Annotated in this window: 22 protein-coding genes; 12 read left to right on the top strand and 10 right to left on the bottom strand. The window is 71.5% G+C overall.

Annotation, left to right across the window (positions count from 1 at the left end; genetic code table 11):
* Positions 1 to 12: 12 nt before the first annotated feature.
* Together rpmI and infC are read right to left on the bottom strand one after the other, a co-directional pair.
* A complete protein-coding gene (gene rpmI / locus MUY22_RS45140; protein ID WP_247054035.1) occupies positions 13 to 207 on the bottom strand; it encodes a 50S ribosomal protein L35 in 195 nt (64 codons plus the stop codon).
* Between the two features lie 69 nt (positions 208 to 276).
* The gene (gene infC, locus MUY22_RS45145; RefSeq protein ID WP_247064421.1) at positions 277 to 897 is read right to left on the bottom strand and encodes a translation initiation factor IF-3; all 621 of its coding nucleotides are present in this window, start codon (positions 895 to 897) and stop codon (positions 277 to 279) included.
* A 204-nt stretch (positions 898 to 1,101) separates the two neighbouring features.
* Here infC and MUY22_RS45150 point away from each other — a divergent pair, with 204 nt between their 5' ends.
* From MUY22_RS45150 to MUY22_RS45160, 3 genes are all read left to right on the top strand, one after another.
* Positions 1,102 to 1,461 (top strand): DUF1844 domain-containing protein, encoded by a 360-nt coding sequence (locus MUY22_RS45150; protein ID WP_247054038.1) that lies wholly within the window; start codon positions 1,102 to 1,104, stop codon positions 1,459 to 1,461.
* Positions 1,462 to 2,193: 732 nt separating this feature from the next.
* A complete protein-coding gene (locus MUY22_RS45155) occupies positions 2,194 to 2,838 on the top strand; it encodes a GntR family transcriptional regulator (RefSeq protein ID WP_247054040.1) in 645 nt (214 codons plus the stop codon).
* Complete coding sequence (locus MUY22_RS45160; RefSeq protein WP_247054042.1) at positions 2,835 to 3,830, top strand: 1-aminocyclopropane-1-carboxylate deaminase; 996 nt, start codon at positions 2,835 to 2,837, stop codon at positions 3,828 to 3,830. Before MUY22_RS45155 ends, MUY22_RS45160 begins: the two co-directional genes overlap by 4 nt.
* A gap of 35 nt (positions 3,831 to 3,865) precedes the next feature.
* Here MUY22_RS45160 and MUY22_RS45165 read toward each other — a convergent pair whose 3' ends face one another.
* From MUY22_RS45165 to MUY22_RS45175, 3 genes are read right to left on the bottom strand one after another with little or no spacing between them, the layout of a single operon-like run.
* Positions 3,866 to 4,249, bottom strand: coding sequence for a RidA family protein (locus tag MUY22_RS45165; protein ID WP_247054044.1), 384 nt, complete (start codon positions 4,247 to 4,249; stop codon positions 3,866 to 3,868).
* Positions 4,249 to 5,007, bottom strand: coding sequence for an IclR family transcriptional regulator (locus MUY22_RS45170; RefSeq protein WP_247054046.1), 759 nt, complete (start codon positions 5,005 to 5,007; stop codon positions 4,249 to 4,251). The genes MUY22_RS45165 and MUY22_RS45170 overlap by 1 nt, the downstream gene beginning before the upstream one ends.
* The gene (locus MUY22_RS45175) at positions 5,004 to 5,975 is read right to left on the bottom strand and encodes a sugar kinase (protein WP_256475144.1); all 972 of its coding nucleotides are present in this window, start codon (positions 5,973 to 5,975) and stop codon (positions 5,004 to 5,006) included. The genes MUY22_RS45170 and MUY22_RS45175 overlap by 4 nt, the downstream gene beginning before the upstream one ends.
* A gap of 113 nt (positions 5,976 to 6,088) precedes the next feature.
* On the opposite strand from MUY22_RS45175, the gene MUY22_RS45180 reads away from it, so the two are divergent.
* The 8 genes from MUY22_RS45180 (at position 6,089) to MUY22_RS45215 (ending at position 16,129) form a co-directional block, all read left to right on the top strand.
* Positions 6,089 to 7,396 (top strand): amino acid deaminase, encoded by a 1,308-nt coding sequence (locus MUY22_RS45180; protein ID WP_247054049.1) that lies wholly within the window; start codon positions 6,089 to 6,091, stop codon positions 7,394 to 7,396.
* Entirely contained in the window at positions 7,396 to 8,991 is a 1,596-nt protein-coding gene (locus tag MUY22_RS45185) for an amidohydrolase family protein (RefSeq protein WP_247054051.1), read from the top strand. The genes MUY22_RS45180 and MUY22_RS45185 overlap by 1 nt, the downstream gene beginning before the upstream one ends.
* Complete coding sequence (locus tag MUY22_RS45190) at positions 8,988 to 10,376, top strand: GntP family permease (protein ID WP_247054053.1); 1,389 nt, start codon at positions 8,988 to 8,990, stop codon at positions 10,374 to 10,376. Before MUY22_RS45185 ends, MUY22_RS45190 begins: the two co-directional genes overlap by 4 nt.
* A gap of 78 nt (positions 10,377 to 10,454) precedes the next feature.
* On the top strand, positions 10,455 to 11,582 hold the full coding sequence (locus MUY22_RS45195) for a lactonase family protein (protein WP_247054055.1): 1,128 nt from the start codon (positions 10,455 to 10,457) through the stop codon (positions 11,580 to 11,582).
* Between the two features lie 75 nt (positions 11,583 to 11,657).
* Positions 11,658 to 12,941 carry an extracellular solute-binding protein gene (locus MUY22_RS45200; protein ID WP_247054058.1) on the top strand — a complete coding sequence of 428 codons (1,284 nt, stop codon included), beginning with the start codon at positions 11,658 to 11,660 and terminating at the stop codon, positions 12,939 to 12,941.
* The gene (locus MUY22_RS45205) at positions 12,941 to 13,891 is read left to right on the top strand and encodes a carbohydrate ABC transporter permease (RefSeq protein WP_247054060.1); all 951 of its coding nucleotides are present in this window, start codon (positions 12,941 to 12,943) and stop codon (positions 13,889 to 13,891) included. The genes MUY22_RS45200 and MUY22_RS45205 overlap by 1 nt, the downstream gene beginning before the upstream one ends.
* A complete protein-coding gene (locus MUY22_RS45210) occupies positions 13,882 to 14,757 on the top strand; it encodes a carbohydrate ABC transporter permease (RefSeq protein WP_247054062.1) in 876 nt (291 codons plus the stop codon). The genes MUY22_RS45205 and MUY22_RS45210 overlap by 10 nt, the downstream gene beginning before the upstream one ends.
* 1 nt (position 14,758) lies before the next feature.
* Positions 14,759 to 16,129, top strand: coding sequence for a beta-N-acetylhexosaminidase (locus MUY22_RS45215; protein ID WP_247054064.1), 1,371 nt, complete (start codon positions 14,759 to 14,761; stop codon positions 16,127 to 16,129).
* Between the two features lie 9 nt (positions 16,130 to 16,138).
* On the opposite strand, the gene MUY22_RS45220 is transcribed toward MUY22_RS45215, so the two are convergent.
* The 3 genes from MUY22_RS45220 to MUY22_RS45230 all read right to left on the bottom strand — a co-directional run bounded on the left by MUY22_RS45220 (position 16,139) and on the right by MUY22_RS45230 (position 20,220).
* Positions 16,139 to 16,870, bottom strand: coding sequence for an alpha/beta hydrolase (locus MUY22_RS45220; protein WP_247054066.1), 732 nt, complete (start codon positions 16,868 to 16,870; stop codon positions 16,139 to 16,141).
* A 184-nt stretch (positions 16,871 to 17,054) separates the two neighbouring features.
* Positions 17,055 to 18,812 carry a M64 family metallopeptidase gene (locus MUY22_RS45225; protein WP_247054068.1) on the bottom strand — a complete coding sequence of 586 codons (1,758 nt, stop codon included), beginning with the start codon at positions 18,810 to 18,812 and terminating at the stop codon, positions 17,055 to 17,057.
* Positions 18,813 to 18,900: 88 nt separating this feature from the next.
* The gene (locus MUY22_RS45230; RefSeq protein ID WP_247054070.1) at positions 18,901 to 20,220 is read right to left on the bottom strand and encodes an amidohydrolase family protein; all 1,320 of its coding nucleotides are present in this window, start codon (positions 20,218 to 20,220) and stop codon (positions 18,901 to 18,903) included.
* 78 nt (positions 20,221 to 20,298) lie between these two features.
* Here MUY22_RS45230 and MUY22_RS45235 point away from each other — a divergent pair, with 78 nt between their 5' ends.
* Positions 20,299 to 20,757 carry a MarR family winged helix-turn-helix transcriptional regulator gene (locus tag MUY22_RS45235; RefSeq protein WP_247054073.1) on the top strand — a complete coding sequence of 153 codons (459 nt, stop codon included), beginning with the start codon at positions 20,299 to 20,301 and terminating at the stop codon, positions 20,755 to 20,757.
* Between the two features lie 159 nt (positions 20,758 to 20,916).
* Here the strand turns inward: MUY22_RS45235 and MUY22_RS45240 are convergent, their stop codons facing one another.
* Together MUY22_RS45240 and MUY22_RS45245 are read right to left on the bottom strand one after the other, a co-directional pair.
* Positions 20,917 to 21,585: a response regulator gene (locus MUY22_RS45240; protein ID WP_247054077.1), complete on the bottom strand. Its 669-nt coding sequence runs from the start codon at positions 21,583 to 21,585 to the stop codon at positions 20,917 to 20,919.
* Entirely contained in the window at positions 21,582 to 23,219 is a 1,638-nt protein-coding gene (locus MUY22_RS45245; protein ID WP_247054079.1) for a sensor histidine kinase, read from the bottom strand. The genes MUY22_RS45240 and MUY22_RS45245 overlap by 4 nt, the downstream gene beginning before the upstream one ends.
* Positions 23,220 to 23,297 lie beyond the last annotated feature (78 nt).

Consider the following 23,297-nt stretch of genomic DNA (forward strand, 5'->3'; position numbering starts at 1 on the left):
GCAAGTCGGTGGTCAGCGGCCGAGGAGGCGCTTGACGCGACCGGTGTCGGGCTTGGCGATCTCGGTGGTGCCCTCGAGCCGGCGCGTGAGGCGGTTGGACTTCTTCTCCATCAGGTGCCGGCGGCCGGCCTTCTGACGGCGCAGCTTGCCCGTGCCCGTGACGCGGACGCGCTTGGACGTGCCGCTGTGGGTCTTCATCTTCGGCATTTCAGTCCTCTTTCGTGCGGCGGCTCACCGGAGACTCCGGTGAGCCGCTGACATGTGCTGGTCGGCGCCTTACGCCTCGGGGACCGATTCGGGAACCGGCTCGACCTTGGCCTTCGGCTTCACGTTCTTGTGCGGGGCCAGCACCATGATCATGTTGCGACCGTCCTGCTTGGCCGACGACTCGACGAAGCCGAGCTCCGTGACGTCTTCGGCGAGCTTCTGCAGCAGCCGGTAGCCGAGCTCCGGCCGGGACTGCTCGCGACCGCGGAACATGATCGTGACCTTGACCTTGTTGCCCGCCGCCAGGAAGCGCGACACGTGACCCTTCTTGGTCTCGTAGTCGTGCTGATCGATCTTGGGGCGCAGCTTCTGTTCCTTGATGACGGTCAGCTGCTGGTTGCGACGCGACTCGCGGGCCTTCTGCGCGCTCTCGTACTTGAACTTGCCGAAGTCCATGAGCTTGCACACCGGCGGGCGGGCCTGCGGCGCGACCTCGACGAGGTCGAGATCGTTCTCTTGCGCCAGGCGCAGCGCATCTTCGATCCGGACGATGCCGACCTGTTCGCCGGCGGGTCCGACGAGTCGGACCTCCGGCACCCGGATTCGGTCGTTGATGCGTGTCTCGGAGCTGATGGGGCCTCCTTGGTCCGAGGAATGTTTCCTGTTCTCGTTTCGACCTGGTGCCCACATAGCGAAGGCCCCGACACCATTTCGGTGCGCGGGGCCCACTCTGTTTCCGATCGCATCCGGCCGCTAAGCCGGGTACTTCACCCTGGACTTGCAGTCCGGGCGAGACCGGACCCGGACACCTGAACGGTGACGCGGGTGGGAGCGGGGCTCCACTTGCCGCCCCCGATCGCTCGGGAGCTGGTCGCAGGTGGAAGAGTACCAGACGTGTCAGATCAACCCTCCGCACCGCCCCCGTATTCCCCCGAAGCCCGCCACCTGGAGGACATCCCCAGCGTGGAGGTGATCAGCCGCGCGGCCGTCATGCTGCTGTCGGCCGGGGCCGAACGCCTCGGCCTCGCCGACGCCGACCCGGACAACTCGCCGCACCGCGACCTCGACGAGGCGCGCCGCCTGATCACCGCGCTCGCCGGGCTCATCACCGCGTCCGCCGAGTACCTCGGCCTGCACGCCGGCCCGCTGCGCGACGGTCTGCAGTCGCTCCAGAAGGCCTTCCGCGAGGCGTCGGCCGTGCCGGACGCCCCCGGTCAGGGCCCCGGCGAGAAGTACACCGGCCCCGTTTACTGACCGCACTTCCCGGCGGCCCCGCCCAAAGAACAGCCCCCGCCCTCTCCGGGGGGCGTCCCCAAGTCCAGTTTACCGGGGGTGCCCGACAGGACCCGGAAAAGGCGGCGGTCTGGGCTCGGTTGTCCACATCACGGGGCACCTGTGGACAAGCGTCCGGCACCCGTGGGCATCGCGGACGACTGGCGGCATGGCGGGCGGGGACCCGCGGGCGACTGGAGACGTCACGGGCGGATGGAGACATCGCGGCGGAAGCGCACCGCGATGCTCCGGTGTCCCGCTGGGTCTGGCTCGCCGACCGCGACCCGCACCACCGGTGCACCAACACCAGCACCACGCCAGCACCGCACCCGCATCCAGCACCCGCACACGCACCGCACCAGCACCCCCGCATCGGCATCGGCACCGGCACCGGCACCGGCACCGGCACCACGCCAACACCGCGCGCCGCACCCGCATCCAGCACCCCACGCCAACACCGCGCACCGCATCCGGCACCGGCACCCGCGCCGCGCCAGCACCGCATCCGGCACCAGCCCCGCGCCGCGCCAGCACCCCGCATCCAGCACCCCGCGCCAGCACCCGCATTCAGCACCGGCACCGCGCCGGCACCCGGCACCCGGCACCCGGCACCCGGCACCCGGCACCCGGCACCCGGCACCGACGCTAAGCGCCCGGCGCCAGGGATGGCTTCAAGCTCGAAATAGTTGCCGGACGAGCCTCATAACATCTAACATGTTAGATGTGAGTCTCTCGAAGGTCAGTCGCCCATTACTGCGAGACGAGGCGTACGACCGCATCCGTCACGCCATCGTCGATGGCTCGCTGCCGCCCGGTGCGCCGCTGCGCGACGCCGATCTGGCCGATCAGCTCGGCCTGTCGAGAGCCCCCATCCGCCAAGCCCTGTTGCGGCTGGCCGACGACGGGCTCGTCGACTCCAAACCCCAGAGCTACACCCGGGTCTCCGAAGTGATGTCCCCCGACGTCCTCGACGCCCGGGAGATCGTCCGGCTGCTGCACGAGTTCGCCGTCCGGCAGGCTGTGGCGAAGGTCGGCCGGGACGACGTCGCCGTGATGCGGGCGGCCAACGATCGCTTTGCCGCGGCGATCGAAGCCGGTGACGTCGCCGCCGCCGTCAAGGCTGACGACGAGCTGCACGATGTTCCCGTGCGGCTGGCCGGGAACGCCGCCGTGGCCGCCACTCTCGACCGGTACACGCCGCTGCTGCGCCGGCTCGAACACGCGCGGTTCAGCTCGGCGCTCGCCTGGAACTCGGTGGAACGCCACACGCGGCTCATCGACGCCCTCGAGAAGCGCGACACCGACACCGCCGTCTCCGTGATCTCGACCATCTGGACCGACCTGCTGGAGGACCGATGACCCTCGCCGACTTCCCGCGCTTCCCGTTGCTCTTCGGGCCGTCGCCGGTGCATCCCCTGGAGCGGCTCACGGCCCACCTCGGCGGCGCGCAGGTCTGGGCCAAGCGTGAGGACGTCAACTCCGGGCTCGCGTACGGCGGCAACAAGACGCGCAAGCTGGAGTACCTCGTCGCCGACGCCCTGAAAGAAGGCGCCGACACGCTCGTCTCGATCGGCGGTGTCCAGTCCAACCACACCCGGCAGGTCGCGGCCGCCGCGGCGCGTGCCGGGCTGAAGGCCGTGCTGGTGCAGGAAAGCTGGGTCGACTGGCACGATCCGCTCTACGACAAGGTCGGCAACATCCAGCTCTCGCGGATCCTCGGCGCGGACGTCCGGCTGGTCGACGCCGGTTTCGGCATCGGGTTCAAGCAGGCCTGGGAGGACGCCGTCGCCGAGATCGAGGCCGGCGGCGGGAAGCCGTACGCCATCCCGGCCGGTGCGTCGGACCACCGGCTCGGCGGGCTCGGCTTCGCCAACTGGATCGTCGAGCTGGAAGCGCAGGAAGAGCAGCTCGGCGTCTTCTTCGACACCGTGATCGTCTGCTCGGTCACCGGCAGCACCCAGGGCGGGATGGTCGCCGGGACCGCGCTAGGCAAACCCCGGCGCATCCTGGGCATCGACGCCTCCGCCAAGCCGGACGAAACCCGCGAGCAGGTCACGCGGATCGCGCGCGCCACCGCGGAGCTGATCGGCGCGGGCGAGATCGCGGACGTCGAGCTGGACGACCGGTACCACGCCGGGATCTACGGCATCCCCGACGCGTCCACTGTGGACGCCATCGAGACGTGCGCCCGGCTGGAGGGGATGATCACCGACCCGGTGTACGAAGGGAAGTCCATGGCGGGACTCATCGACCTGGTCGGCCGGGGTGAGATAGAACGCGGCTCGAACGTGCTCTACGCCCACCTCGGCGGGCAGCCCGCGATCAACGGCTACACGAGCGTCCTCGGCTGATCCCTGGGGCCGGGAAGCCGGCCCCAGGGACGACCTCAGTCCAGCACGCAGAGCACGTCGATCTCGACGAGCAGTGCGCCCGGGAGGCCGACGTACACCGTCGTGCGGGCGGCGTGCGGGCCTTCGCCGATGAGCTCGTTGTAGACCTCGTTGAACGGCGCGAAGTGCGCGGTGTCGGTGAGGTAGACGCGCACCATGATCGCGTCAGCGAGGCTCGAACCCGCCTCCTTGAGCACGGCTTCGATGTTCTTGAACGTCTGGCGGGTCTGGCCCGCGACGTCGTCGCCGACGATCTCGTTCGTGGCCGGGTCGAAGGCCACCTGGCCCGCGACCTGCAGCAGGTTTCCCTTGCGGACGGCCTGCGAGAACTTCGCCGGCGGCTTCGGCGCGTTCTCGGTGGAAACTGCCGTCTTGCTCATCAGTGCCCCTTTCCGTTCCCCGTCCATCCACTGTGGACGGAAGCTTCGTTCGTCGCGGCCCGCAGGTCCGGGACCAGCGCGAGCAGGCCTTCGTAGTCGAGCAGCACCTTCGGCACCGACATCGACGCCGCGGCCAGCACTTCGCCGTCCGCGCCGCGCACCGGCGCCGCGACGCAGTGGATGAAGTCCTCGTGCTCGGCGTTGTCGACGGCGTACCCGAGCTGCGCGACCCGATCCAGCTCGGCGAGGTAGTCCTCCGGCGTGGTGATCGTGTTCGGCGTCAGCACCGGGTACTCCATGGACCGGGCGATCTCCTCGCGTTTCGCGGAAGGCATCGCGGCGACCAGGACCTTCCCGACGGCGGTGCAGTGCAGCGGCGCGCGCTTGCCGACGCGGGAGTACATCCGCACCGAGTGGCGGCCCTCGTACTTGTCGATGTAGACGACTTCGCCGTCGTCGTAGCTGGCCAGGTGCACGGTGTGCCCGGTGCGGGCGTTGAGCGCGGCCAGCGCGGGCTGGGCGCTGCGCCGGACGTCGATCGAGTCGAGGGCTTGGTTCGCGAGGTCGAACATCGCGCTGCCGAGCCGGTAGTAGCGGGTGCCCTCGCGGCGGACGAAGTGGTGCTGCTCCAGGGTGCGCAGCAGGCGCAGCACCGTCGACTTGTGGACGCCGATCTCCTCGGCGAGGTCGTCGAGGGTGCGCGCGTCCTGCGCGATCGAGTTCAGCAGCGTCAGCGCGCGGTCCAGACTTTGACTCAAGCGAGAACCCCCTCTCCCGTCAGCCTGGCCGAACGCCACTCGTCCGGGTCCGCGTTCAGCAGGGTATCCACGACCGTGCGCGGCAGCGGTACGCCGACGTCGTCGTGGGTGAGCAGGGTGGCGGCGGCCTGCAGGTGCCCGCGCCGGAGCCGTTCCAGGGGCGCGGCGCCGCGCAGGGTCGCGGCGAGGAAACCCGCGGCGAACGCGTCCCCGGCGCCGACCGGCTCGACGACGTCGACGCGCAACGCGGGCGCGAACAGCGGCTCGCCTTCGACGAGGGTCGCCCCGCGCTCGCCGTGTTTGACGACCAGCGTGCGCGGGCCCGGCAGGAGGGCCCGCAGCGAAACCGGGTCGCCGGTCCCCCACACGTGCTGGGCTTCGTCGTCGCCGGTCAGGACGATGTCGGCCTGGCCGGCCAGTTCCGCGAGCAGACGGGGGTCGCGGCCGGCCCACAGCGCGGGCCGCAGGTTGACGTCGAAGGAGACGAGCCGGTCGCCGCGGGGCGCGTCCAGCAGCGCGCGCACCAGCGCGAGGCAGCTGTCGGACAGCGCCGGGGTGATCCCGGACAGGTGCAACACGCGGACGCCGTCGAGGTCGAGCCGATCCAGCAGCGAAGGGCCCATGCCGGAGGCCGCGGAGCCGGCGCGGTAGTAGCGCACGGGGCTGCCGCCGGCGCCGCTTTCCTTGACGTAGAGGCCGGTGGGGCGCACCGGGTCGACCGAACACGCGCTGACGTCGACGCCGGCCGCCGCGATCTCGCGCAGCATCGCGTGGCCGAACGGGTCGTCGCCGACCGCGCTCACCCAGCCGCTCGGGACGCCGAGCGCGGGCAGGTGACAGGCCACGTTCGACTCGGCGCCGCCGATGGTGCGCGTCCACCGGCGCACCTCGTCCGGCGGGCCGGGTTCGGCGGGCACGAACAGCGCCATCGTCTCGCCGACACAGAGCACTTCGGGCCCGCTTGTCACTTTCCGTCTCCCCTGTCCTTCACCCCGTTGACCTGTGGCGACCCGGATGCTACACCTATGGCACTCAAAATGCGCAACAGTCGTTGCAACATACGCAACCGAGGTCGCCGCCGATGAACACACCCGCCCCTTGCTCGATCGACACCGCCGCGCTCGACGCCCTCCGCCAGGAGCGCGTCGACTGGCGGTTCCGCTCGGCCGCGCCCGCCCTGACCGGGCTCACGCTGGGCGAGGCCGCGGACCGGCGGCTCAACCTGTTCACCGACGGGTTCTTCGCACCCTTCGTGGTGCTCGACGACGAAGCCCTCGAACACAACCTGCGGACGATGGCCGCCTGGTGCGCCGCCCGCGGTGTCGTCCTCGCCCCGCACGGCAAGACGACGATGGCCCCGCAGCTGTTCGCCCGCCAGATCGAGCACGGCGCCTGGGGCATCACCTGCGCCAACGCCGGGCACCTGCGCATCTACCGCGCGTTCGGCGTCTCGCGGATCCTGCTGGCCAACCAGCTGCTCGACCCCGGCGGCCTGCGCTGGCTGGCGGAAGAACTCAAGGCCGACCCCACGTTCGAGTTCATCTGCTGGGTGGACTCGGTCCGCGGCGTCGAGCTGATGACCGAAGCCCTCGAAGGCACGAGCCGGCCGGTGGACGTCCTGCTCGAACTGGGCGCCGACGGCGGCCGCACCGGCGTCCGCGACACGGCGACCGCGCTGGCCGTCGCGGAAGCCGTGCACGCCAGCCCGGCGCTGCGGCTGCGCGGCACCGGCGGTTACGAAGGCGCGCTCTCGCACGACACCGACGACGCCGCCCTCGCCAAGATCAGCTCCTACGTGGACGGTCTGCGCGAGCTCGCGATCACCTTCGCGGACAAGGGTCTCCTCAACGGCCAGATCATCGTCACCGCCGGCGGCAGCGCCTACTTCGACCAGGTCGCGAACGAGCTCACCAAGCCGTGGCCCGACGGTCTCGACGTGCTCCCGGTGCTGCGCAGCGGCGCCTACATCACCCACGACGACGGCTTCTACCGCGAGATCTCCCCGCTCGGCGAGCACCCGCGCATCGACGGCGTCGAGTCCTTCCGGCCCGCACTGCACGCCTGGGCCCAGGTGACGTCGAAGCCGTCGGACACCCTGGCGCTGCTGACCATCGGCAAGCGGGACGCGTCCTTCGACGAAGGCATGCCGGAACCGCAGCTGCGCCGCACCCCGCGTGGCCCCGCGGAACCGCTCGAAGGCCACGTCATCGCGAAGATGAACGACCAGCACGCCTTCCTCACGCTGCCGGCGGGATCGCCGGTCGAGGTCGGCGACTGGATCGGGCTCGGCCTCTCGCACCCGTGCACGGTGTTCGACAAGTGGCCGCTCCTGCCGGTGACGGCGGCCGACGGCGAAACCGTCGTCGACCTCGTCCGGACGTGGTTCTGATGGACGTCGTCCTGCGCGGCGCACTGGTCGCCGACGGCACCGGGGACGCGCTCACGCGCCACGACGTCGGCGTCACCGGCGGCCGGATCGCGAGCGTCGCGGAAGCCGGTTCGCTGGCCGGGAACCGGAACATCGACGCCGACGGCCTGGTCCTCGCGCCCGGGTTCATCGACATGCATTCGCACTCCGACCTGCAGCTGCTGGCCAACCCGGACCACCCGGCCAAGATCACCCAAGGCGTCACCACCGAGGTGCTCGGCCAGGACGGGCTGTCCTACGCCCCGGTCGACGACGTCGTCCTCGCGGCGCTGCGCCAGCAGCTCGCGGGCTGGAACGACGACCCGGCGGGCTTCGACTGGAACTGGCGCTCGGTCGGCGAGTACCTCGACCGCCTGGACCAGGGCGTCGCCGTCAACGCCGCCTACCTCGTGCCGCAGGGCACCGTGCGGATGCTCGCCGTCGGCTGGGACGACCGGCCGGCCACCGACGCCGAGCTGACGCGGATGAAGGAGCTCGTCGCGACCGGCCTGGCCGAGGGCGCGATGGGGATGTCGTCGGGCCTCACCTACACGCCGGGGATGTACGCGGACACCGGTGAGCTGGTCGAGCTGTGCCGCGTGGTCGGCGAGGGTGGCGGCTTCTACAGCCCGCACCACCGCAGCTACGGCAAGGGCGCCCTCGAAGCGTTCGCCGAGATGATCGACGTCTCCCGGCGGTCGGGCTGCCCGCTGCACCTGGCGCACGCGACGATGAACTTCTCGGTGAACAAGGGCAAAGCGCCCGACCTGCTGCAGCTGCTGGACGAGGCGCTCGACGACGGCTGCGACGTCACCCTCGACACCTACCCGTACCTGCCGGGCGCGACCTACCTGTCCGCGCTGCTGCCGAGCTGGGCCACCGAGGGCGGGCTCGACGCCACCCTGGCCCGGCTGTCCGATGTGGACACCCGGGAACGGATCCGGGCGGAGATCGAAGAGTCCGGTTCGGACGGGGCGCACGGCGTCCCGATCGACTGGGACGCCATCGAGATCAACGGCGTCCGCAACGACCACAACGCCCACCTGGTGGGGCACAGTGTCGCCGGTTCGGCGCGCGCCGCGGGCAGCGAACCGGCGGCACTGTACTTCGACACGCTGCTCGACGAGCGCCTCGGCACGTCGTGCCTGATGCACGTCGGGCACGAGGAGAACGTCCAGGCGATCATGCGCCACCGGACGCACACCGGCGGCAGCGACGGCCTGCTCGTCGGCGCCCGCCCGCACCCGCGGGCCTGGGGCACGTTCCCCCGTTACCTGGCCCGGTACGTCCGTGAACTGGGCGTGCTGGACCTCGCCGAGTGCGTCGCCCACCTCACCGGGCGGGCCGCGCGGCGGCTGCGGCTGACCGACCGCGGGCTCGTCCGCGCCGGCTACGCCGCGGACCTGGTGCTGTTCGACCCGGACGCGGTCACCGACACCGCGACCTTCGACGACCCGCGGCAGGCCGCCGCGGGCATCACGCACGTGTTCGTCAACGGCGTCGCCGCCCTCGACGACGGCCGTCCCACCGGCGCCCTCGCCGGCCGATCCCTGCGCAATCCCGGGAGAACCCGATGATCCACTGGCTGCAACACACCACGGGCGGGCTCCTCACCCTCGCCGCCGTCTCGATCGCCCTGCTGTTGCTGCTGATCATCAAGGTCAAGGTCGAGCCGTTCATCGCCCTGATCGTGGTCAGCCTGCTCACCGCGCTGGCCGCCGGCCTGCCGGTCGGCACCCTGGTCGGCACCGCGCAGAAGACGTCGGACTCCTTGCTGGAGAAGGGGTTCGGCAGCATCCTCGGGCACATCACCGCGATCATCGGGCTCGGCACCCTGCTCGGGTCGATCCTGGAGAAGTCCGGCGGCGCCCGCGTGCTGACGTCGTCGCTGCTGCGGGCGTTCGGCGAGAAGCGCGCGCCGCTGGCGATGGGCGTGTCGGGCCTGATCTTCGGCATCCCGGTGTTCTTCGACATCGGCATCTTCGTGCTCGCGCCGCTGGTCTACGCCGCTGCTAAGCAGGGCGGCCGCTCGCTGGTGCTCTACGCCCTGCCGCTGCTGGCCGGCCTGTCGATCACGCACGCGTTCCTGCCGCCGCACCCCGGGCCGGTCGCGGCCGCCGGGCTGCTGCACGTCGACCTCGGCTGGATCATCCTGATGGGGGCCATCTGCGGCATCCCGGCGTGGTTCGTCGGCGGCATCCTGTACTCGACGTGGATCGGCAAGAAGATCGACATCAAGATCCCCGAGGAGTTCGCGGACCTGGGCGGCGCCGACGACGAGCACGAGAACCCGCCGTCGCTCGGCCTGGTCGGCGGCATCATCGCGGTGCCGCTGGTGCTGATCCTGGCGGGCACGTTCGGCAGCATCTGGCTGCCCAAGGGCTCGACGCTGGCCGGGGTCGCCGCGTTCATCGGGACGCCCGCGGTCGCGCTGACCATCGCGGTGCTGCTGGCGTCGTGGCTGCTCGGGCACCGGCGCGGGATCAACGGCAAGCAGCTCGGCGAGCTGTCCGCCGCGGCGCTGCGGCCGGTCGCGATGATCCTGCTGGTCGTCGGCGCGGGCGCGTTCTTCGGCGCGGTGCTCTCGGCCACCGGCATCGGCACCGCCGTCGCCAAGTCGCTGGGGGACGCCGGCCTGCCGGTGATCCTCGCCTCGTACGTGATCAGCTGCGGCATGCGGATCGCCCAGGGATCCGCGACCGTGGCCATCGTGACCACGAGTGGCATCGTCGCGCCGACCGTCGCCGAGCTGCACTACTCCCAGGCGCAGCTGGCGCTCATCGTCGTGGCCATCTCGGCCGGGTCGATCATCGCCTCGCACGTCAACGACGGCGGGTTCTGGATCGTCTCGCGCTACTTCGGGATGACCGTGCCGGAGACGCTGAAGACGTGGACCGCGCTGGAGACCGTGCTTTCGGTGTCGGGCTTCGCGGTCGCCGCACTGGCCATGCTTGTGGTCTAGACCACAGCGGAATTTCCACTACACTGGACCGATACGCCGCCACGTTCGCCGTCACCGATACCCTTGGGAGACACCACGATGGCCGAGCTTTCCCGTCGCACGTTCCTCGGCGCGGCCGGTGCCGCCGGCGCCGCCACCGTCCTGGGCGCGCAGTTCGCGTCCGCCGCCGCGCAGGTCTGCACCGCCGGAGCCACTGTGTACGTCGGCAGTTACACCACCGGAGCCGACGGCCACGGCCTGGACGTCACGAGCCGTTCCGGTGCCGCGCTGACCCAGGTCCGCACGGTGCCGGGGATCAGCGACACGTCCTGGTTCGGCCGCAGCGCCGACGGCAAGACGCTGTACGTCACCAACGAGGGCGACCCGAACGGGTTCGTCTCGGCGCTGAACATCACCGACGTCACGAACCCGAAGCTGCTCAACAAGGTTTCGACGAAGGGCAGCGCGCCGACGCACCTGAGCGTGCACTCGAGCGGGAAGTACGTGCTGGCGGCCAACTACGGCACCGGCAGCGTCGTCGTGCTGCCGATCCTGACGGGCGGGAAGCTCGGCGCGGCCACGGATCTGGCTCAGCACCAGGGATCCGACCGCGCGCCGAACGCGCACCAGGTCGTCAACGACCCGAGCGGGCGCTGGGTGCTCTCGGTCGACCTCGGCGCGGACTCGGTGTACGTCTACTCACTCGACGTCGCCACCGGGAAGCTTTCGCAGCACCAGCAGCTGAAGCTGCCCACCGGCGCCGGGCCGCGGCACCTGGCGTTCGACCCCACCGGGAAGTTCGCCTACATCGTGCAGGAGCTGCGGCCCGAGATCACGGTGGCGAGCTGGGACGCGGCGGCCGGCACGCTCAAGGCGCTGTCGGTCGTCCCGGCCGTGCCGGCGGGCAGCACCGGCGACCTGTACCCGGGCGAGATCGTCGTGTCGCGCGACGGGAAGTTCGTCCACGCCACCGTGCGCGGGCCCAACACCCTGGCCACGTTCGCCGTCTCCGGCGGCGGCGCCACGCTCAAGCTGGTGTCCACTGTGTCCAGTGGCGGCAACTGGCCGCGGCACGTGTCCCTCGATCCCGCCGAAGCCTGGTTCTACGTCGCGAACCAGCGTTCCGGCACCGTCACCTGGCTGCCGCGCGACCCGGCGACCGGCCTGCCCGGCGCGGTCGCCGGCAGCCTGGCCGTCGGCAGCGTCAACTCCACTTACTTCGTCTGAGCACCAGCCTCGTGAGTGGTCAGGGCGGTTCCAACCGCCCTGACCACTCACGAGCGCACCCACTGGAGGGACCCCATGAGACTGCGCCGCACCCTGCCCGTCGTCGCCGGCCTGGCTTTGCTGGCCGGCTGCGCCCCCACCCAGTCCGCGCCCGCGGGCGCCGGCGCGGACGACAAGACCGGCACCGTCCGCGTCTGGCTGTTCGACGAGGCCAGCCGCGCGCCGAAGGAGGCGGCGGTCAAGGACGCGATCGCCGAGTTCAAGGCCGCGCACTCCGGCGTCGAGGTGGACGTCCAGTGGGTGCCGGTCGAGGGTCGCGCCGACAAGTTCTCCGGCGCCTTCAACGACCCGGCCAACGCGCCGGACGTCGCCGAGTTCGGCAACACCGACGTCTCCAACTACGCCGCCACCGGCGCGCTCGCCGACCTGACCGGCGACCTCGCGGCGTGGAGCGAGGGCAAGGACCTCATCCCGACCGTCGTGGACACGGCGAAGTCCGGCGGCAAGACCTACGGCCTGCCCTGGTACACCGGCGTCCGCGCGTTGTACTACCGCACCGACGTCTTCACCGAGCTGGGCCTCAAGCCGCCGACGACGCTCGCCGAGCTCACCGAGGACGCGCGCAAGATCCGCGCCGCGAAGCCGGACCTGTACGGCATCTCCGTCGGCGGCAAGTACACCTACGCGATGCTGCCGTTCCTCTGGGCCAACGGCGGTGAGCTGGCGCAGGAGAGCGACGGCAAGTGGAAGTCGACGGTCACCGGTGAGCAGGCCAGGTCCGGCGTCACCCAGTACGCCGACCTGCTCAAGGACGACATCTGCCCGCCCGCGCAGTGCGCGAACCTGACCGGCACGCAGAGCGTCACGGCGTTCGCGGGCGGCAAGGCCGGGATGACCGTCGGCGGCGACTTCAACCGCAAGGCCGTCGACCAGGGCGCGGTGAAGGGCAAGTACGCCGTCGTGCCGATCCCGGGCACCACGGCGGGCAGCGTCGCCCCGGCGTTCGCCGGCGGCAACCTGCTGGGCGTGTTCAACGCGAGCAAGCACCGAGGCCTGGCGCTGGAGTTCATCGAGCTGCTCGGCGGCGCGAAGTACCAGGAGAAGATGTACACGGCGATGGGCAACCTGCCGACGCTGAGCTCCGTGCAGCAGAAGCTGGCCGCGAACGACCCGTTCCTCAAGCCGTTCGTCGACACCCTCAAGGCGGGCACGAAGTTCGTCCCGGCGACGCCGGCGTGGTCCAAGATCGACAGCCAGAACGTGCTGCCGACCGCCGTGCAGCAGATCGCCACCGGCGGCAAGGACCCGGCCGCCGCGCTGACCGACGCCGCCGCCGCGATGGACAAGGCCTTCGGGTAGTGGTCGCCCAGCAAACCCGTCCGGTTGTCGCGGCGCCCGCCAAGGCGCCGCGACGGCGGCGGCGGGACGGCCGGGCCGCGATCCTGTACCTGCTGCCCGCGGGCGTCCTGCTCGCCGCGCTGCTCGCGTACCCGATCTACGAACTGGTCCTGATCTCGTTCTACGACTACGGCCAGCCGCAGGCCGCGGGCAACGCGCCGCTGGTGTTCCTCGGTTTCGCGAACTACGCCGACCTGCTGTCGCAGGTGCAGTTCTGGACGGTGCTCGGCAACACGGTCGGGTTCGCCGCGGCCTGCGTGCTCGGCAGTCTCCTCGTCGGCACCGGGCTCGCGGTCCTGGCGAGCCGGGTGCGCGCGCTCCCCCGGATGCTGCTGTTCCTCGCCGCGCTCGGCGCGTGGTCGACCCCGGCGATGGCCGGCTCCTACGTCTGGCTGTTCCTCTTCGACACCGACTTCGGGCTGGTCAACGAGGTGCTCTCGGGGATCGGGCTGCCGTTCGAGCACCACTCCTGGACGTTCGGCACGATCGGCGCGTTCGGCCTGGTCGCCGCCGAGGTCGTCTGGTGCTCGTTCCCGTTCGTCATGGTGACGATGTACGCCGGGATCAAGGGCATCCCGGACGAGGTCCTGGAGGCCGCGTCGCTCGACGGCGCGTCGGCCTGGCGCTCGACGCGGTCGATCGTCCTGCCGATGGTGCGGCCACTGCTGGTGATCGCGACCGTCCAGTCGATCATCTGGGACTTCAAGGTGTTCACCCAGATCTACGTGATGACCAACGGCGGCGGCGTCGCCGGACGCAACCTGGTCCTCAACGTCTACGCCTACCAACAGGCCTTCGCCGGGCAGGAATACGGCCTCGGCTCGGCGATCGGAGTCGTCATGACGCTGTTGCTGCTGTCGGTCACCGGGCTCTACGTCCGCTCGCAGCGCCGGAGCGCGGCATGGCTGTGATCACGAGCCGGCGCGTCCGCCGCGTCCGCCGTCCGGGCCGGCTGATCGCCGAGATCGTCACGGTCGTGATCGCCGGGATCGTGGCGTTCCCGCTGTACTGGATGCTGCTCTCGGCGTTCAAGCCGCCGGGCGAGATCCAGTCGGCGAACCCGAAACCGTGGACGTTCAGCCCGTCGTTCGACAGCTTCACCCGCGTGCTCACGGTGTCGGGCTTCGGGCGGTTCTTCCTGAACAGCCTGGTGGTGGCCCTGGTCGTCGTGGTGCTGTCGCTGCTGCTGTCGTTCCTCTCGGCGGTCGCGCTGACGCGGTTCTCGTTCAAGGGCCGGACCGTGCTGCTGGTGATGATCCTGGTCGCGCAGATGGTGCCGGTGGAGGCGCTGACCATTCCGTTGTTCTTCCTGATGCGCCAGATCGGCGGCGTGGCGCCGGCGTTCGGGCTGAACGAGCTGGGTTCGCTGGTGCTGGTCCACCTGGCCTTCAGCCTGCCGTTCGCGATCTGGATGCTGCGCGGGTTCGTCGCGGCGGTGCCGGTGGAGCTGGAGGAGGCGGCCAAGCTCGACGGCGCGTCCCGGATGCGGTTCACCTGGCAGATCCTGTTCCCGCTGGTCGCGCCCGGACTGGTCGCAGTGAGCGTGCTGGCGTTCATCCACGCGTGGAACGACTTCCTCTTCGCCAAGACGTTCATCATCTCCAAGACCGAGAACCAGACGCTGCCGCAGGCGATCCTGGTGTTCTTCAAGCCGGAGGACACCGACTGGGGCGCGGTGATGGCGTCCTCGACGCTGATGACCGTGCCGGTGCTGGTGTTCTTCGTCCTCGTCCAACGACGGCTGGTGTCCGGCATGGCCGGCGCCGTGAAGGGCTGACATGTCTTTTGCCACCTTGCTCCCCCGCCCGGTTTCGGTGACGCCCGCCGCGGGTTCGTGCCCGTGGCCCGCGCCGGTCGAGGTGCGGCCGGCGGACCTGCCCGCCGAGGGCTACCGGCTGGAGATCTCGCCGGACGGCGTCGTGTTGTCCTGCGGTGACGCGGCCGGGGAGGTCTACGGGCGGCAGACGTTGCGCCAGCTCGTGGGGCCGGACGCGTTCCGCGCGGCTTCGCTCGGCCGGGAACTCTCGCTGCCGTGCGGAGTGGTCGAGGACCACCCGCGCTTCGGCTGGCGCGGCTGCCTGCTCGACGTCGCCCGGCACTTCCGGACCAAGGCCGAGGTGCTGCGGTTCGTCGACCTGCTGGCCGCGCACAAGCTGAACGTGCTGAACCTGCACCTGACCGACGACCAGGGCTGGCGCTTCGAGGTCCCTTCATTTCCCAAGCTGACGTCGGTGGGCGGCTGGCGGCCGTCGTCGATGGCGGGCAGCGGGGGCGCGCAGGACGGCCGGCCGCACGGCGGGTTCTACACCGGCGACGACCTGCGGGAGATCGTGGCCTACGCCGCCGAGCGGGCGATCACCGTGGTCCCGGAGATCGACATCCCCGGCCACGCGCGCGCAGCACTGGCGGCGTACCCGGAGCTGGGCACCGAGGCGTCCTACGAGATCTGGACCGCCTGGGGCATCAGCACTTCGCTGCTCTCGCCGAAGGAGTCCACTTTGGACTTCTTCCGCCAGGTGTTCGACCACCTGCTGGAGATCTTCCCGTCCCCGGTGATCGCCCTGGGCGGCGACGAGACGCCGGGCGCGACCGACGAGCACCGCGAGTTCGTCCGGCTACTGGCCGAGCACCTGGTGGCGCGCGGCCGGACGCCGATGGGCTGGGACGAGGTCCTCGACATCGGCGGCCTGCCCCCGATGGTGATCGGCTCCTGGCAGAACGAGACCGCGGGCCGGCAGGCCGCCGCGGCCGGGCACGACGTCGTCATGTGCCCCGAGCAGCACGTGTACCTGGACCACCGCCAGTCCGCGCACCCGGACGAGCCGATCCCGGTCGGCATGGTGCACACACTGGAGGACGTCTACGCCTACGAACCGGCGTTGAGCGGACCGCGCCTGCGGGGTGTGCAGGCGCAGGTGTGGAGCGAGCACCTGGACAGCGTCCGGCGGGTGGACTACATGGCGTTCCCGCGGCTGTCGGCGTTCGCGGAGGTGGCGTGGAGCAGCGGGCCGCGCGACTACGCCGAGTTCCTGCCGCGGCTGCGGGACCACCACCTGCCGCGGCTGGACGCGCTCGGCGTCGAGTACCGGCCGCTCGACGGGCCGCGGCCGTGGCAGACCCGGCCGGGAGTGCCGGGCCGGCCACGCTGAACCGCCGCCTTACCTCAGGTGCCGGCCGAAGAACCGGTTCCCGTCGTCACCCTCGAACGCCGGGACGCCGGTGTGCCCGCCCGTGTTGGCGTGCAACGTCTTCTCCTTCGAGCCGAAGGCGTCGAACACGTCCAGGGCGAGCTGCCGGTCGTTGCCTTCGTCGTCCCACTGCAGCAGGACCAGCAGCGGGATGGTGACCTGACGGGCCTCCTCGACCACGCTGCGGGGCACGAAACTCCCGGCGAACAGCACGGCGGCCGCGATGCGTGGCTCGACCACCGCCAGCCGGATGGCGATCGCGAGCACCCCGCCGGAAAACCCGACCGGGCCGCCGATCCCGGGCTGCGCGAGGAGGGCGTCCAGGGTGGTCCGCCATTCCGGGACCGCCCGCTCGACCAGCGGGAGGACGAGCCGGTCGACGATGTCGCCGGTGACCGGCTCGCCGGCCTTCAGCGCCCGCTGCAGGTCGGCGCGGGCCTCGTCGACGGCGGTGAACCGGGGCCGGTCACCGCTGCCGGGCAGCTCGATGGTCGCCGCGGCGTAGCCCTCAGCCACGGCGGCCCGGGCCCGGGCCGCCAGGCGCGGGTACATCCTGCGCAGGCCGCCGGGGTGGCCGAGCAGGATCAACGGGACCGGGGCGGCGGTGGTTTCGGGCGTCCACAGGATGCCGGGGATCTCGCCGAGGGTGAACTCGCGCTCGAGGACGCCGTCGTCGAGGCGCTGTTCTGAGGTGAAGTGCATGGTCGTGCCTTTCGGGAGTGCGCTGAACGGCGCTCCCCGGACGACTTATCGCCCGGCCGTGACCCCGGAGGGGAGCACCCATGTCGTAACTGCGGTCACGGGTACCACCTCCTCGTTCTCTGGCACGGCTGCCGGGACGGTAGCAGCGGCCGCGGTGGATCGCCAACGGGTTTACGCACGCGCGTCACGGCAGCAGCGTCACCGTGACCGACTTCGTCGGGCCGACGTTGCCCGCCGCGTCGATCGAGCGGTATTCGATGCGGTGACGGCCGTAACCCGGGGTGCGGGGCGCGAACGGCGAGACCGTCAGCCCGCCCGGGCCGAGGTTGCCGTACGCCAGGCCGTCGATCTCCGTACCCCGCGGCGTGAACAGGAACGGCGCGTTCGGGTCCGTCGGCCAGCCGTAGTACTTGTACCAGCCGTCGCCGTCCACGCGGAACTCCGGCAAACCGTCGGACGCCGTCAGGCGCATCGTGAACGAGCCGTGGAAGACGTGGTCCTTGCCCGCCGGCAGTTCGGCCGTCGTCGTCGGGCCGGACGCGTCCACCGCCCAGGTCAGGGTCGTGCCGCCGGTGGTCGCGGTGAGGGTGTGCGCGCCGCGGGACTCGCCGAGGGCGAAGTCGGGGCCGCTCGCGACCGGACGACCGTCGAGCTTCCAGCGCACGGAAGGGATCGAGCCGGTCGGCTCACCGGTTTCGACGTAGACGACGTCGTGCCCGCCGACCGGCTGCGAAGTCGGCGTCGACCCCACGACCGCGGGGCCGCCGGACGGCGCGGTGGTCACCGTCGTGTCGACGGTCCACGTGCGCGTCGCCGTCGGCCGGGCCGCCGGGTCGCGGACGAACGGCGTCGGGTCGGTCACCTTCGCCGTCAGCGTGTGCTTGCCCGGCGAAACGCGGACGTGGCGCAGGTCGAGCGCGTCGGAGCCACGCACGGGACGGCCGTCGAGGGTCCAGGTGACGTCGAGGCGGTGATCGACCGGGTGCATCGTGCGCACCCACACGACGCGGTCGGCGCCGATCGTCCCGGCCGGGGTGCCGTCGCCCAGCAACGGCACCTTCGCGGAGATCCGCTGGGTCATCCGCTCGCGGCCGACCTGGTCGTAGGCGTAGCCGAGGGTCTTCATCATCGAGTGCGCGCTGGGCCGCCACACGCCGGTCTGGGTGTAGAGCCCGCCTTCGTACCGCCCGATCGTGCCGCCGGACTCGCTGGGCTCGCCGAGCCAGCGGTACCACTTCGCGTGCTGCTCGCGCATCTGCGGCTCGGTCAGCGTGGTGTGGTGGATCGACGCGGGCTCGCCGCCTTCGTACGCCCCGCCCGGGACGCCGCGCGCGTAGTAGTCGTACTCGTCGTCGAGGCCGCCGAGCGAGTGGCCCAGCTCGTGCGGCGAGATGAGCGCCGACAGCGCGTTGCCGCCCGACGCCGTCGCGTAGGTGCCGCCCGCGCCGCCGTAGGTGGTGCTGTTGCCCAGCGCGAGGATCTGCCGGTTGGCCTTGGTCGTGCCGGGCACGAGGTCGGCGTAACGCTGGGCGGCCGCGTCGTCGACGGTCAGCAGCCGCTGCACGCTCCCGGCGTCACACCCGCCCCAGAACCCCATGTTCAGCGGCGTGTTCCGCCGCGGCGCGTCCAGCCCGGGGTCACAGTCCACACCGGACTCCGGCGAGGCGATCGACACGGCGTAGACGTTGAAGTAGCTGCGGTAGGACTTGAACGGCTCGAGCGACCAGAGCGTGTTCATGTGCCGCGCGACGTCGGCCTGGAACTTCGGCTGCTCGGCCGCGGTGTAGCCGTCGCCGAGGACGACGAGGTTGAACCGCTGGGCGACGGGCCCGGTCACCTGGACGTCGGTGACGGTGCCCGCGGGTTCGCCGGCGTACGCCGGGGTGACGGCCCCCGCGGCCAGCAGCAGCACCGCGGCGACGAGACCGGCCCAGTTCCGCATGCGGCTTTCCCCTTCATCGGCAGGTTCCCGTTGTACCGCAATGCTTTCCCCACCGGAACCCCCGGAAGTCGCGCCACGGTATAGAGCGTTATACGGGAAGCCACGACCCGTCGAGGGGGATGCCGGCGGCCGCGGCGATCCGGGCGCGGGAGCGCAACGCGCGTTCTCGCAGCTCTTCGAGGTCGACGCCGACCAGCGCGCCGCCGCGTTTGACGACTTCGCCGGCGACGAGCACGGTGTCGACGAGCCCGGGATGTCCGGCGGACAGGATCGCGCCCGCCGGGTGGTTGACCGGGAAGAGCGTCAGGTCGTCGGCGCGCAGCAGCACGAGGTCGGCCTGCTTGCCCGGGGTGATGCTGCCGGTCCGGTCGCCGAGCCCGAGGGCGCGGGCGCCGTCGACGGTGGCGAACTCCAGCACGTCACGGCTGGTCAGCGACGGCGGCCGGCCGTGCGCGGTGTCGAGGCCGCGTTGCACGCCGAGCGCGGTGCGCATGGCCGAGAACATGTCGCCGCCGGCCGTGGGGCAGTTGTCGACGGACAGTGCCGGGCGGATGCCCGCGGCGAGCACGCGGCCGGTTTCCGGCCAGCCGAGGCCCATCTTCAGCTCGACGTCGGGGCTGATCGACACCGAGCAGCCCGCGTCGGCCAGCATCGCCAGCTCGTCGTCGTCCAGGCCGTTGCCGTGCACGATCGTCGTCCGGTCGTCGAGCAGCCCGTGCTCCCCCATCGCCGCGATCGGCCGGCGGCCCGCCGTCGCCCCGGCGCGGACGTGCGCGTGGACGCTGACCCGCAGCCCGAGGTCGCGGGCCGCGGCGACGTCGGCGGCTGTGGTCTCGATGGCGGTCCGCTGCGGACCGCGCAGGCCGGCCGCCATCGTCACGAGCCCGTCGTCGCCGGGGCACCGGTCGCGCATCCGGGCGAGTTCGGCGGCGACCGGGCCGTCGGTGGCGACACCTGCGCCGTAACAGAAAACGCTCCGCCCGGGCGCTTGGCGAAGGGCGTCGAGCGCGGCGTCGCCGTGGGCGGGAGTGTCGGTGCAGTGGCACCAGTCCAGCACCGTGGTGACGCCCGAGTGCAGCGCTTCGAGCCGGCCGAGCAGCGTGCCGACGAGCACGTCCTCGGGCCGGTAGAGCGGGCGCAGCAAGCCGTGCATCGCCGGGCCGTACCGGGCGAACGTCCAGTCGGCGGCGAGCCCGCGGAACACCGCCTGCCAGGTGTGCCGGTGGGTGTCGACGAAACCGGGCAGCACGAGCATGCCGGTCGCGTCGAGCACGTCCGCGCCCGGCGCGTCGAGCCGCTCGGCGACGGCGCTGATCCGGCCGTCCTCGACGAGCACGTCCCCGCGCGGCAGGTCGCCGATCGCCGGGTCGACGCTGATGACCGTGCCGCCGCGCACCAGAGTTCCCATGATTCCCCTTTGCTCAGTTGATACGTCAACTGTAGGGCGCGTGTAGTTGACGCGTCAACTCTCGGGTACGCTTTCGTCATGACCGAGTCGCTGACCCCGGACGAGTGGGCGTTCTGGCACTCCTGGACGCAGGCTCAGCGCCTGCTCACCCAGGAGCTCGACCGCGGCCTGCAACGCGACTCCGGCATTTCGAAGGCCGAGTTCAGCGTGCTGCTGACCCTGCAGCGCGCGCCCGGCCACGAACTGCGCGTCAGCGAGCTCTGCGCGTCCCTCGACTGGGAGAAGAGCCGTGTCTCGCACCAGCTGACCCGGATGGAGAACCGCGGTTTCGTGGCGCGGACGGAGTCCGGGACCGGCGGCCGCCGCACGCGGGTCGGGCTGACCGCCGAGGGCGACCGCGCCGCGCGGGACGCGATCGCCGGGCACGCCGGCAACATCCGCCGCTACTTCCTCGACACGCTCAGCCCCGCCCAGGCCGCGGCCATCCGGGCGTGGAGCGAGCAACTGACCGAGCGCATCGAGCCGCGCGAAGCCTAGGCGGTGTCCTGTAAGTCTGCTCGATGGGCTTCGTGATCCAGGTGGTTCCTGGCGGTGCGGGCGGAGCGCCCTCGTACCGGGTTGTACTCGGGTGATCCGCCCGTGCCGTCAGGGGCCGCCTGGGCGCGAAGACCGCGAGCTTGACTTGCAGGACACCGCCTAGGCACGGGTCAGGCGGTACCAGACCTCGGGCCGGCCGACCTGGCCGTAGTGCGGCTCGCGGTGGGCCATTCCGTTGTCCGCCAAGTACTCCAGGTACCGGCGGGCCGTGACGCGGGACGCGCCGATCGCCGCGGCCGCCGCGCCCGCCGACAGGCCGTCCGCTGCCCCGCCCAGCGCGTCGGTGATCGCTTCCAGCGTCTGGACGCTCATGCCCTTCGGCAGCGGCGGTTGCTCGGTCGTGCGCAGCGTGCCCAGGGCCCGGTCGATCTCGGCCTGGCCGGACACCTCGCCGGACGCGTCGCGGAATTCGGCGTAGCGCTCCAGTTTTTCGCGCAGGGTGGCGAAGGTGAACGGCTTGAGGAGGTACTGCACCACACCGACCGACACCGCGGCCTTCACCAGCGCGAGGTCGCGCGCCGACGTCACGGCGATGACGTCGATCGGCAGCCCGGCCGCGCGCAGCGAGCGGCAGACCGCCAGGCCGTGGGTGTCCGGCAGGTAGAAGTCCAGCAGCACGAGGTCGACCGGCTCGCGTTCGCAGAACCGCAACGCGTCGCCACCGGAGTGGACCACGCCCGCCACGGAGAACCCCGCGAGCCGTTCGACGTAGACGCGGTGCGCCTCGGCGGCCACCGGTTCGTCCTCCACCACCAGCACCCGGATCACCGGCCGGCCTCCTGCCGCGGCAGGCGCACGGTGAACACCGCGCCGCCGTCCCGCCCGACGTCGACCGTACCGCCGTAGCGGCGCACCGCCTGCCCGACGAGCGCGAGCCCGAGGCCGTGTCCTTCCCCGGCCTTCGTCGACCAGCCGCGGCGGAAGACGTCGGCGTCGTCGGGGACGCCCGGGCCGGTGTCGGCGACGCGCAGCAGCAGCTCGTCGGCGTCGGAGCGGGCGGTGACGACGACCGCCGGCCGGCCGTCGCCGTGCACCGCGGCGTCGATGCCGTTGTCGATCAGGTTGCCGAGGATGGTGACGAGGTCGCGCGCGGCGACGCCGTGGGTCGCGTCGTCGATCATCGTGTCCGGCGTGATCGTCAGCTCCACTCCGCGTTCGCTCGCCTCGGCCGCCTTCCCCAGCAGCAGCGCGGCGAGCACCGGTTCGGCGACGGCGCCGACGACGCGGTCGGTCAGTTCCTGGGCGAGCGCGAGCTCGGCCGTCGCGAACTCGACGGCCTGCTCGGGTTTGCCGATCTCCACCAGGGAAACCACGGTGTGCAGCCGGTTCGCGGCCTCGTGCGCCTGCGACCGCAACGCTTCTGCGAGACCGCGCGCGGTGGTCAGCTCCCCGGTCAGCGACTGCAGTTCGGTGTGGTCACGCAGGACCACGACGGTGCCCTGCGCCCGGCCGCCCGCGCGGACGGCGGTCGTGCTGACCAGCAGCACGCGCGCGTCGGTCAGGTGCAGCTCCTCGGCGCGGGTCTCGGCCGAGCCGAACGCCGTCACCAGCTCGGCGGGCAGGCCCAGCGCGCCCAGCTCCCGGCCGACCGGGTCGGCGTCGAGTCCGAGCAGGACGCGCGCGCCGTCGTTGCAGAGCCCGACCTTCCCGTCGCGGCCGACCAGCAGCACCCCTTCGCGGACCGAGTGCAGCACGGCTTCGTGGTACTCGAACAGGTTGCTCAGCTCGTCCGGCGCGATCCCGCGCGTCTGGCGGCGGAGCCGCGCGCTGATCAGCCAGCCGCCGAGCGCGCCCACCAGCAGCACCGCGCCCGCGACGCCGAACAGCGGCCAGAGCCGTTCGCGCAGCTCGGCCGAGATCGCCGCGACGGTGATCCCGACGGCGACCAGCGCGATCACCCGCCGGTCCGCGCCGAACACCGGGACGACCGTGCGGATCGACGGGCCGAGGGAGCCGGTGTAGGTCTCGGTGAGCTGCTGCCCGCGCTGCGCCTGCGCGATGTTCCCGATGTAGTGCTGCCCGATCAGGGCCGGATTCGGGTGGGTGAACCGGATCCCGGCCGGGCTCATGATCGTGATGAAGTCGACGCCGGTGTCGGCCTGCACGCGCACCGCGAACGGCTGCAGCGTGGCGCTCGGGGCGGGCGCGTCCACCGCGGCGATGACGGACGGCGCGTCGGCCACCGTCGCGGCGACGGCGCGCACCTGGTCCTTGGCGTTCTGGTCGGTCGCCCGCGACGCGTCGAGGTAGGCGAACGTGATCCCGGCGCCCGCGAGCACGCAGAGCACCACCAGCTGCAGCACGAGCAGCTGGCGCGCCAGGCTCCAGCGGGACGACGTCGGGGACACCTCCTCATACCAGCACACCGGGGCCCGGGTGTCCGAACGGGACGGTGCGATCATCGCGCGAACTCAATGAACACAAGTGAGCCGGGTCACCTCGGTGGGCCTACAGTGTGCCGCAACCTGGAACACCCCTGA

This window comes from Amycolatopsis sp. WQ 127309 (assembly GCF_023023025.1).
In the GTDB taxonomy this organism is placed as follows: Bacteria; Actinomycetota; Actinomycetes; order Mycobacteriales; family Pseudonocardiaceae; genus Amycolatopsis.

What these genes read in the sequence shown, in the direction of transcription:
- rpmI (WP_247054035.1), bottom strand. Translation starts at nt 207, where the DNA reads ATGCCGAAGATGAAGACCCACAGCGGCACGTCCAAGCGCGTCCGCGTC.
- infC (WP_247064421.1), bottom strand. Translation starts at nt 897, where the DNA reads ATGTGGGCACCAGGTCGAAACGAGAACAGGAAACATTCCTCGGACCAA.
- MUY22_RS45155 (WP_247054040.1), top strand. Translation starts at nt 2,194, where the DNA reads ATGTTAGATGTGAGTCTCTCGAAGGTCAGTCGCCCATTACTGCGAGAC.
- MUY22_RS45160 (WP_247054042.1), top strand. Translation starts at nt 2,835, where the DNA reads ATGACCCTCGCCGACTTCCCGCGCTTCCCGTTGCTCTTCGGGCCGTCG.
- MUY22_RS45165 (WP_247054044.1), bottom strand. Translation starts at nt 4,249, where the DNA reads ATGAGCAAGACGGCAGTTTCCACCGAGAACGCGCCGAAGCCGCCGGCG.
- MUY22_RS45180 (WP_247054049.1), top strand. Translation starts at nt 6,089, where the DNA reads ATGAACACACCCGCCCCTTGCTCGATCGACACCGCCGCGCTCGACGCC.
- MUY22_RS45185 (WP_247054051.1), top strand. Translation starts at nt 7,396, where the DNA reads ATGGACGTCGTCCTGCGCGGCGCACTGGTCGCCGACGGCACCGGGGAC.
- MUY22_RS45190 (WP_247054053.1), top strand. Translation starts at nt 8,988, where the DNA reads ATGATCCACTGGCTGCAACACACCACGGGCGGGCTCCTCACCCTCGCC.
- MUY22_RS45195 (WP_247054055.1), top strand. Translation starts at nt 10,455, where the DNA reads ATGGCCGAGCTTTCCCGTCGCACGTTCCTCGGCGCGGCCGGTGCCGCC.
- MUY22_RS45200 (WP_247054058.1), top strand. Translation starts at nt 11,658, where the DNA reads ATGAGACTGCGCCGCACCCTGCCCGTCGTCGCCGGCCTGGCTTTGCTG.
- MUY22_RS45210 (WP_247054062.1), top strand. Translation starts at nt 13,882, where the DNA reads ATGGCTGTGATCACGAGCCGGCGCGTCCGCCGCGTCCGCCGTCCGGGC.
- MUY22_RS45215 (WP_247054064.1), top strand. Translation starts at nt 14,759, where the DNA reads ATGTCTTTTGCCACCTTGCTCCCCCGCCCGGTTTCGGTGACGCCCGCC.
- MUY22_RS45220 (WP_247054066.1), bottom strand. Translation starts at nt 16,870, where the DNA reads ATGCACTTCACCTCAGAACAGCGCCTCGACGACGGCGTCCTCGAGCGC.
- MUY22_RS45225 (WP_247054068.1), bottom strand. Translation starts at nt 18,812, where the DNA reads ATGCGGAACTGGGCCGGTCTCGTCGCCGCGGTGCTGCTGCTGGCCGCG.
- MUY22_RS45230 (WP_247054070.1), bottom strand. Translation starts at nt 20,220, where the DNA reads ATGGGAACTCTGGTGCGCGGCGGCACGGTCATCAGCGTCGACCCGGCG.
- MUY22_RS45235 (WP_247054073.1), top strand. Translation starts at nt 20,299, where the DNA reads ATGACCGAGTCGCTGACCCCGGACGAGTGGGCGTTCTGGCACTCCTGG.
- MUY22_RS45245 (WP_247054079.1), bottom strand. Translation starts at nt 23,219, where the DNA reads ATGATCGCACCGTCCCGTTCGGACACCCGGGCCCCGGTGTGCTGGTAT.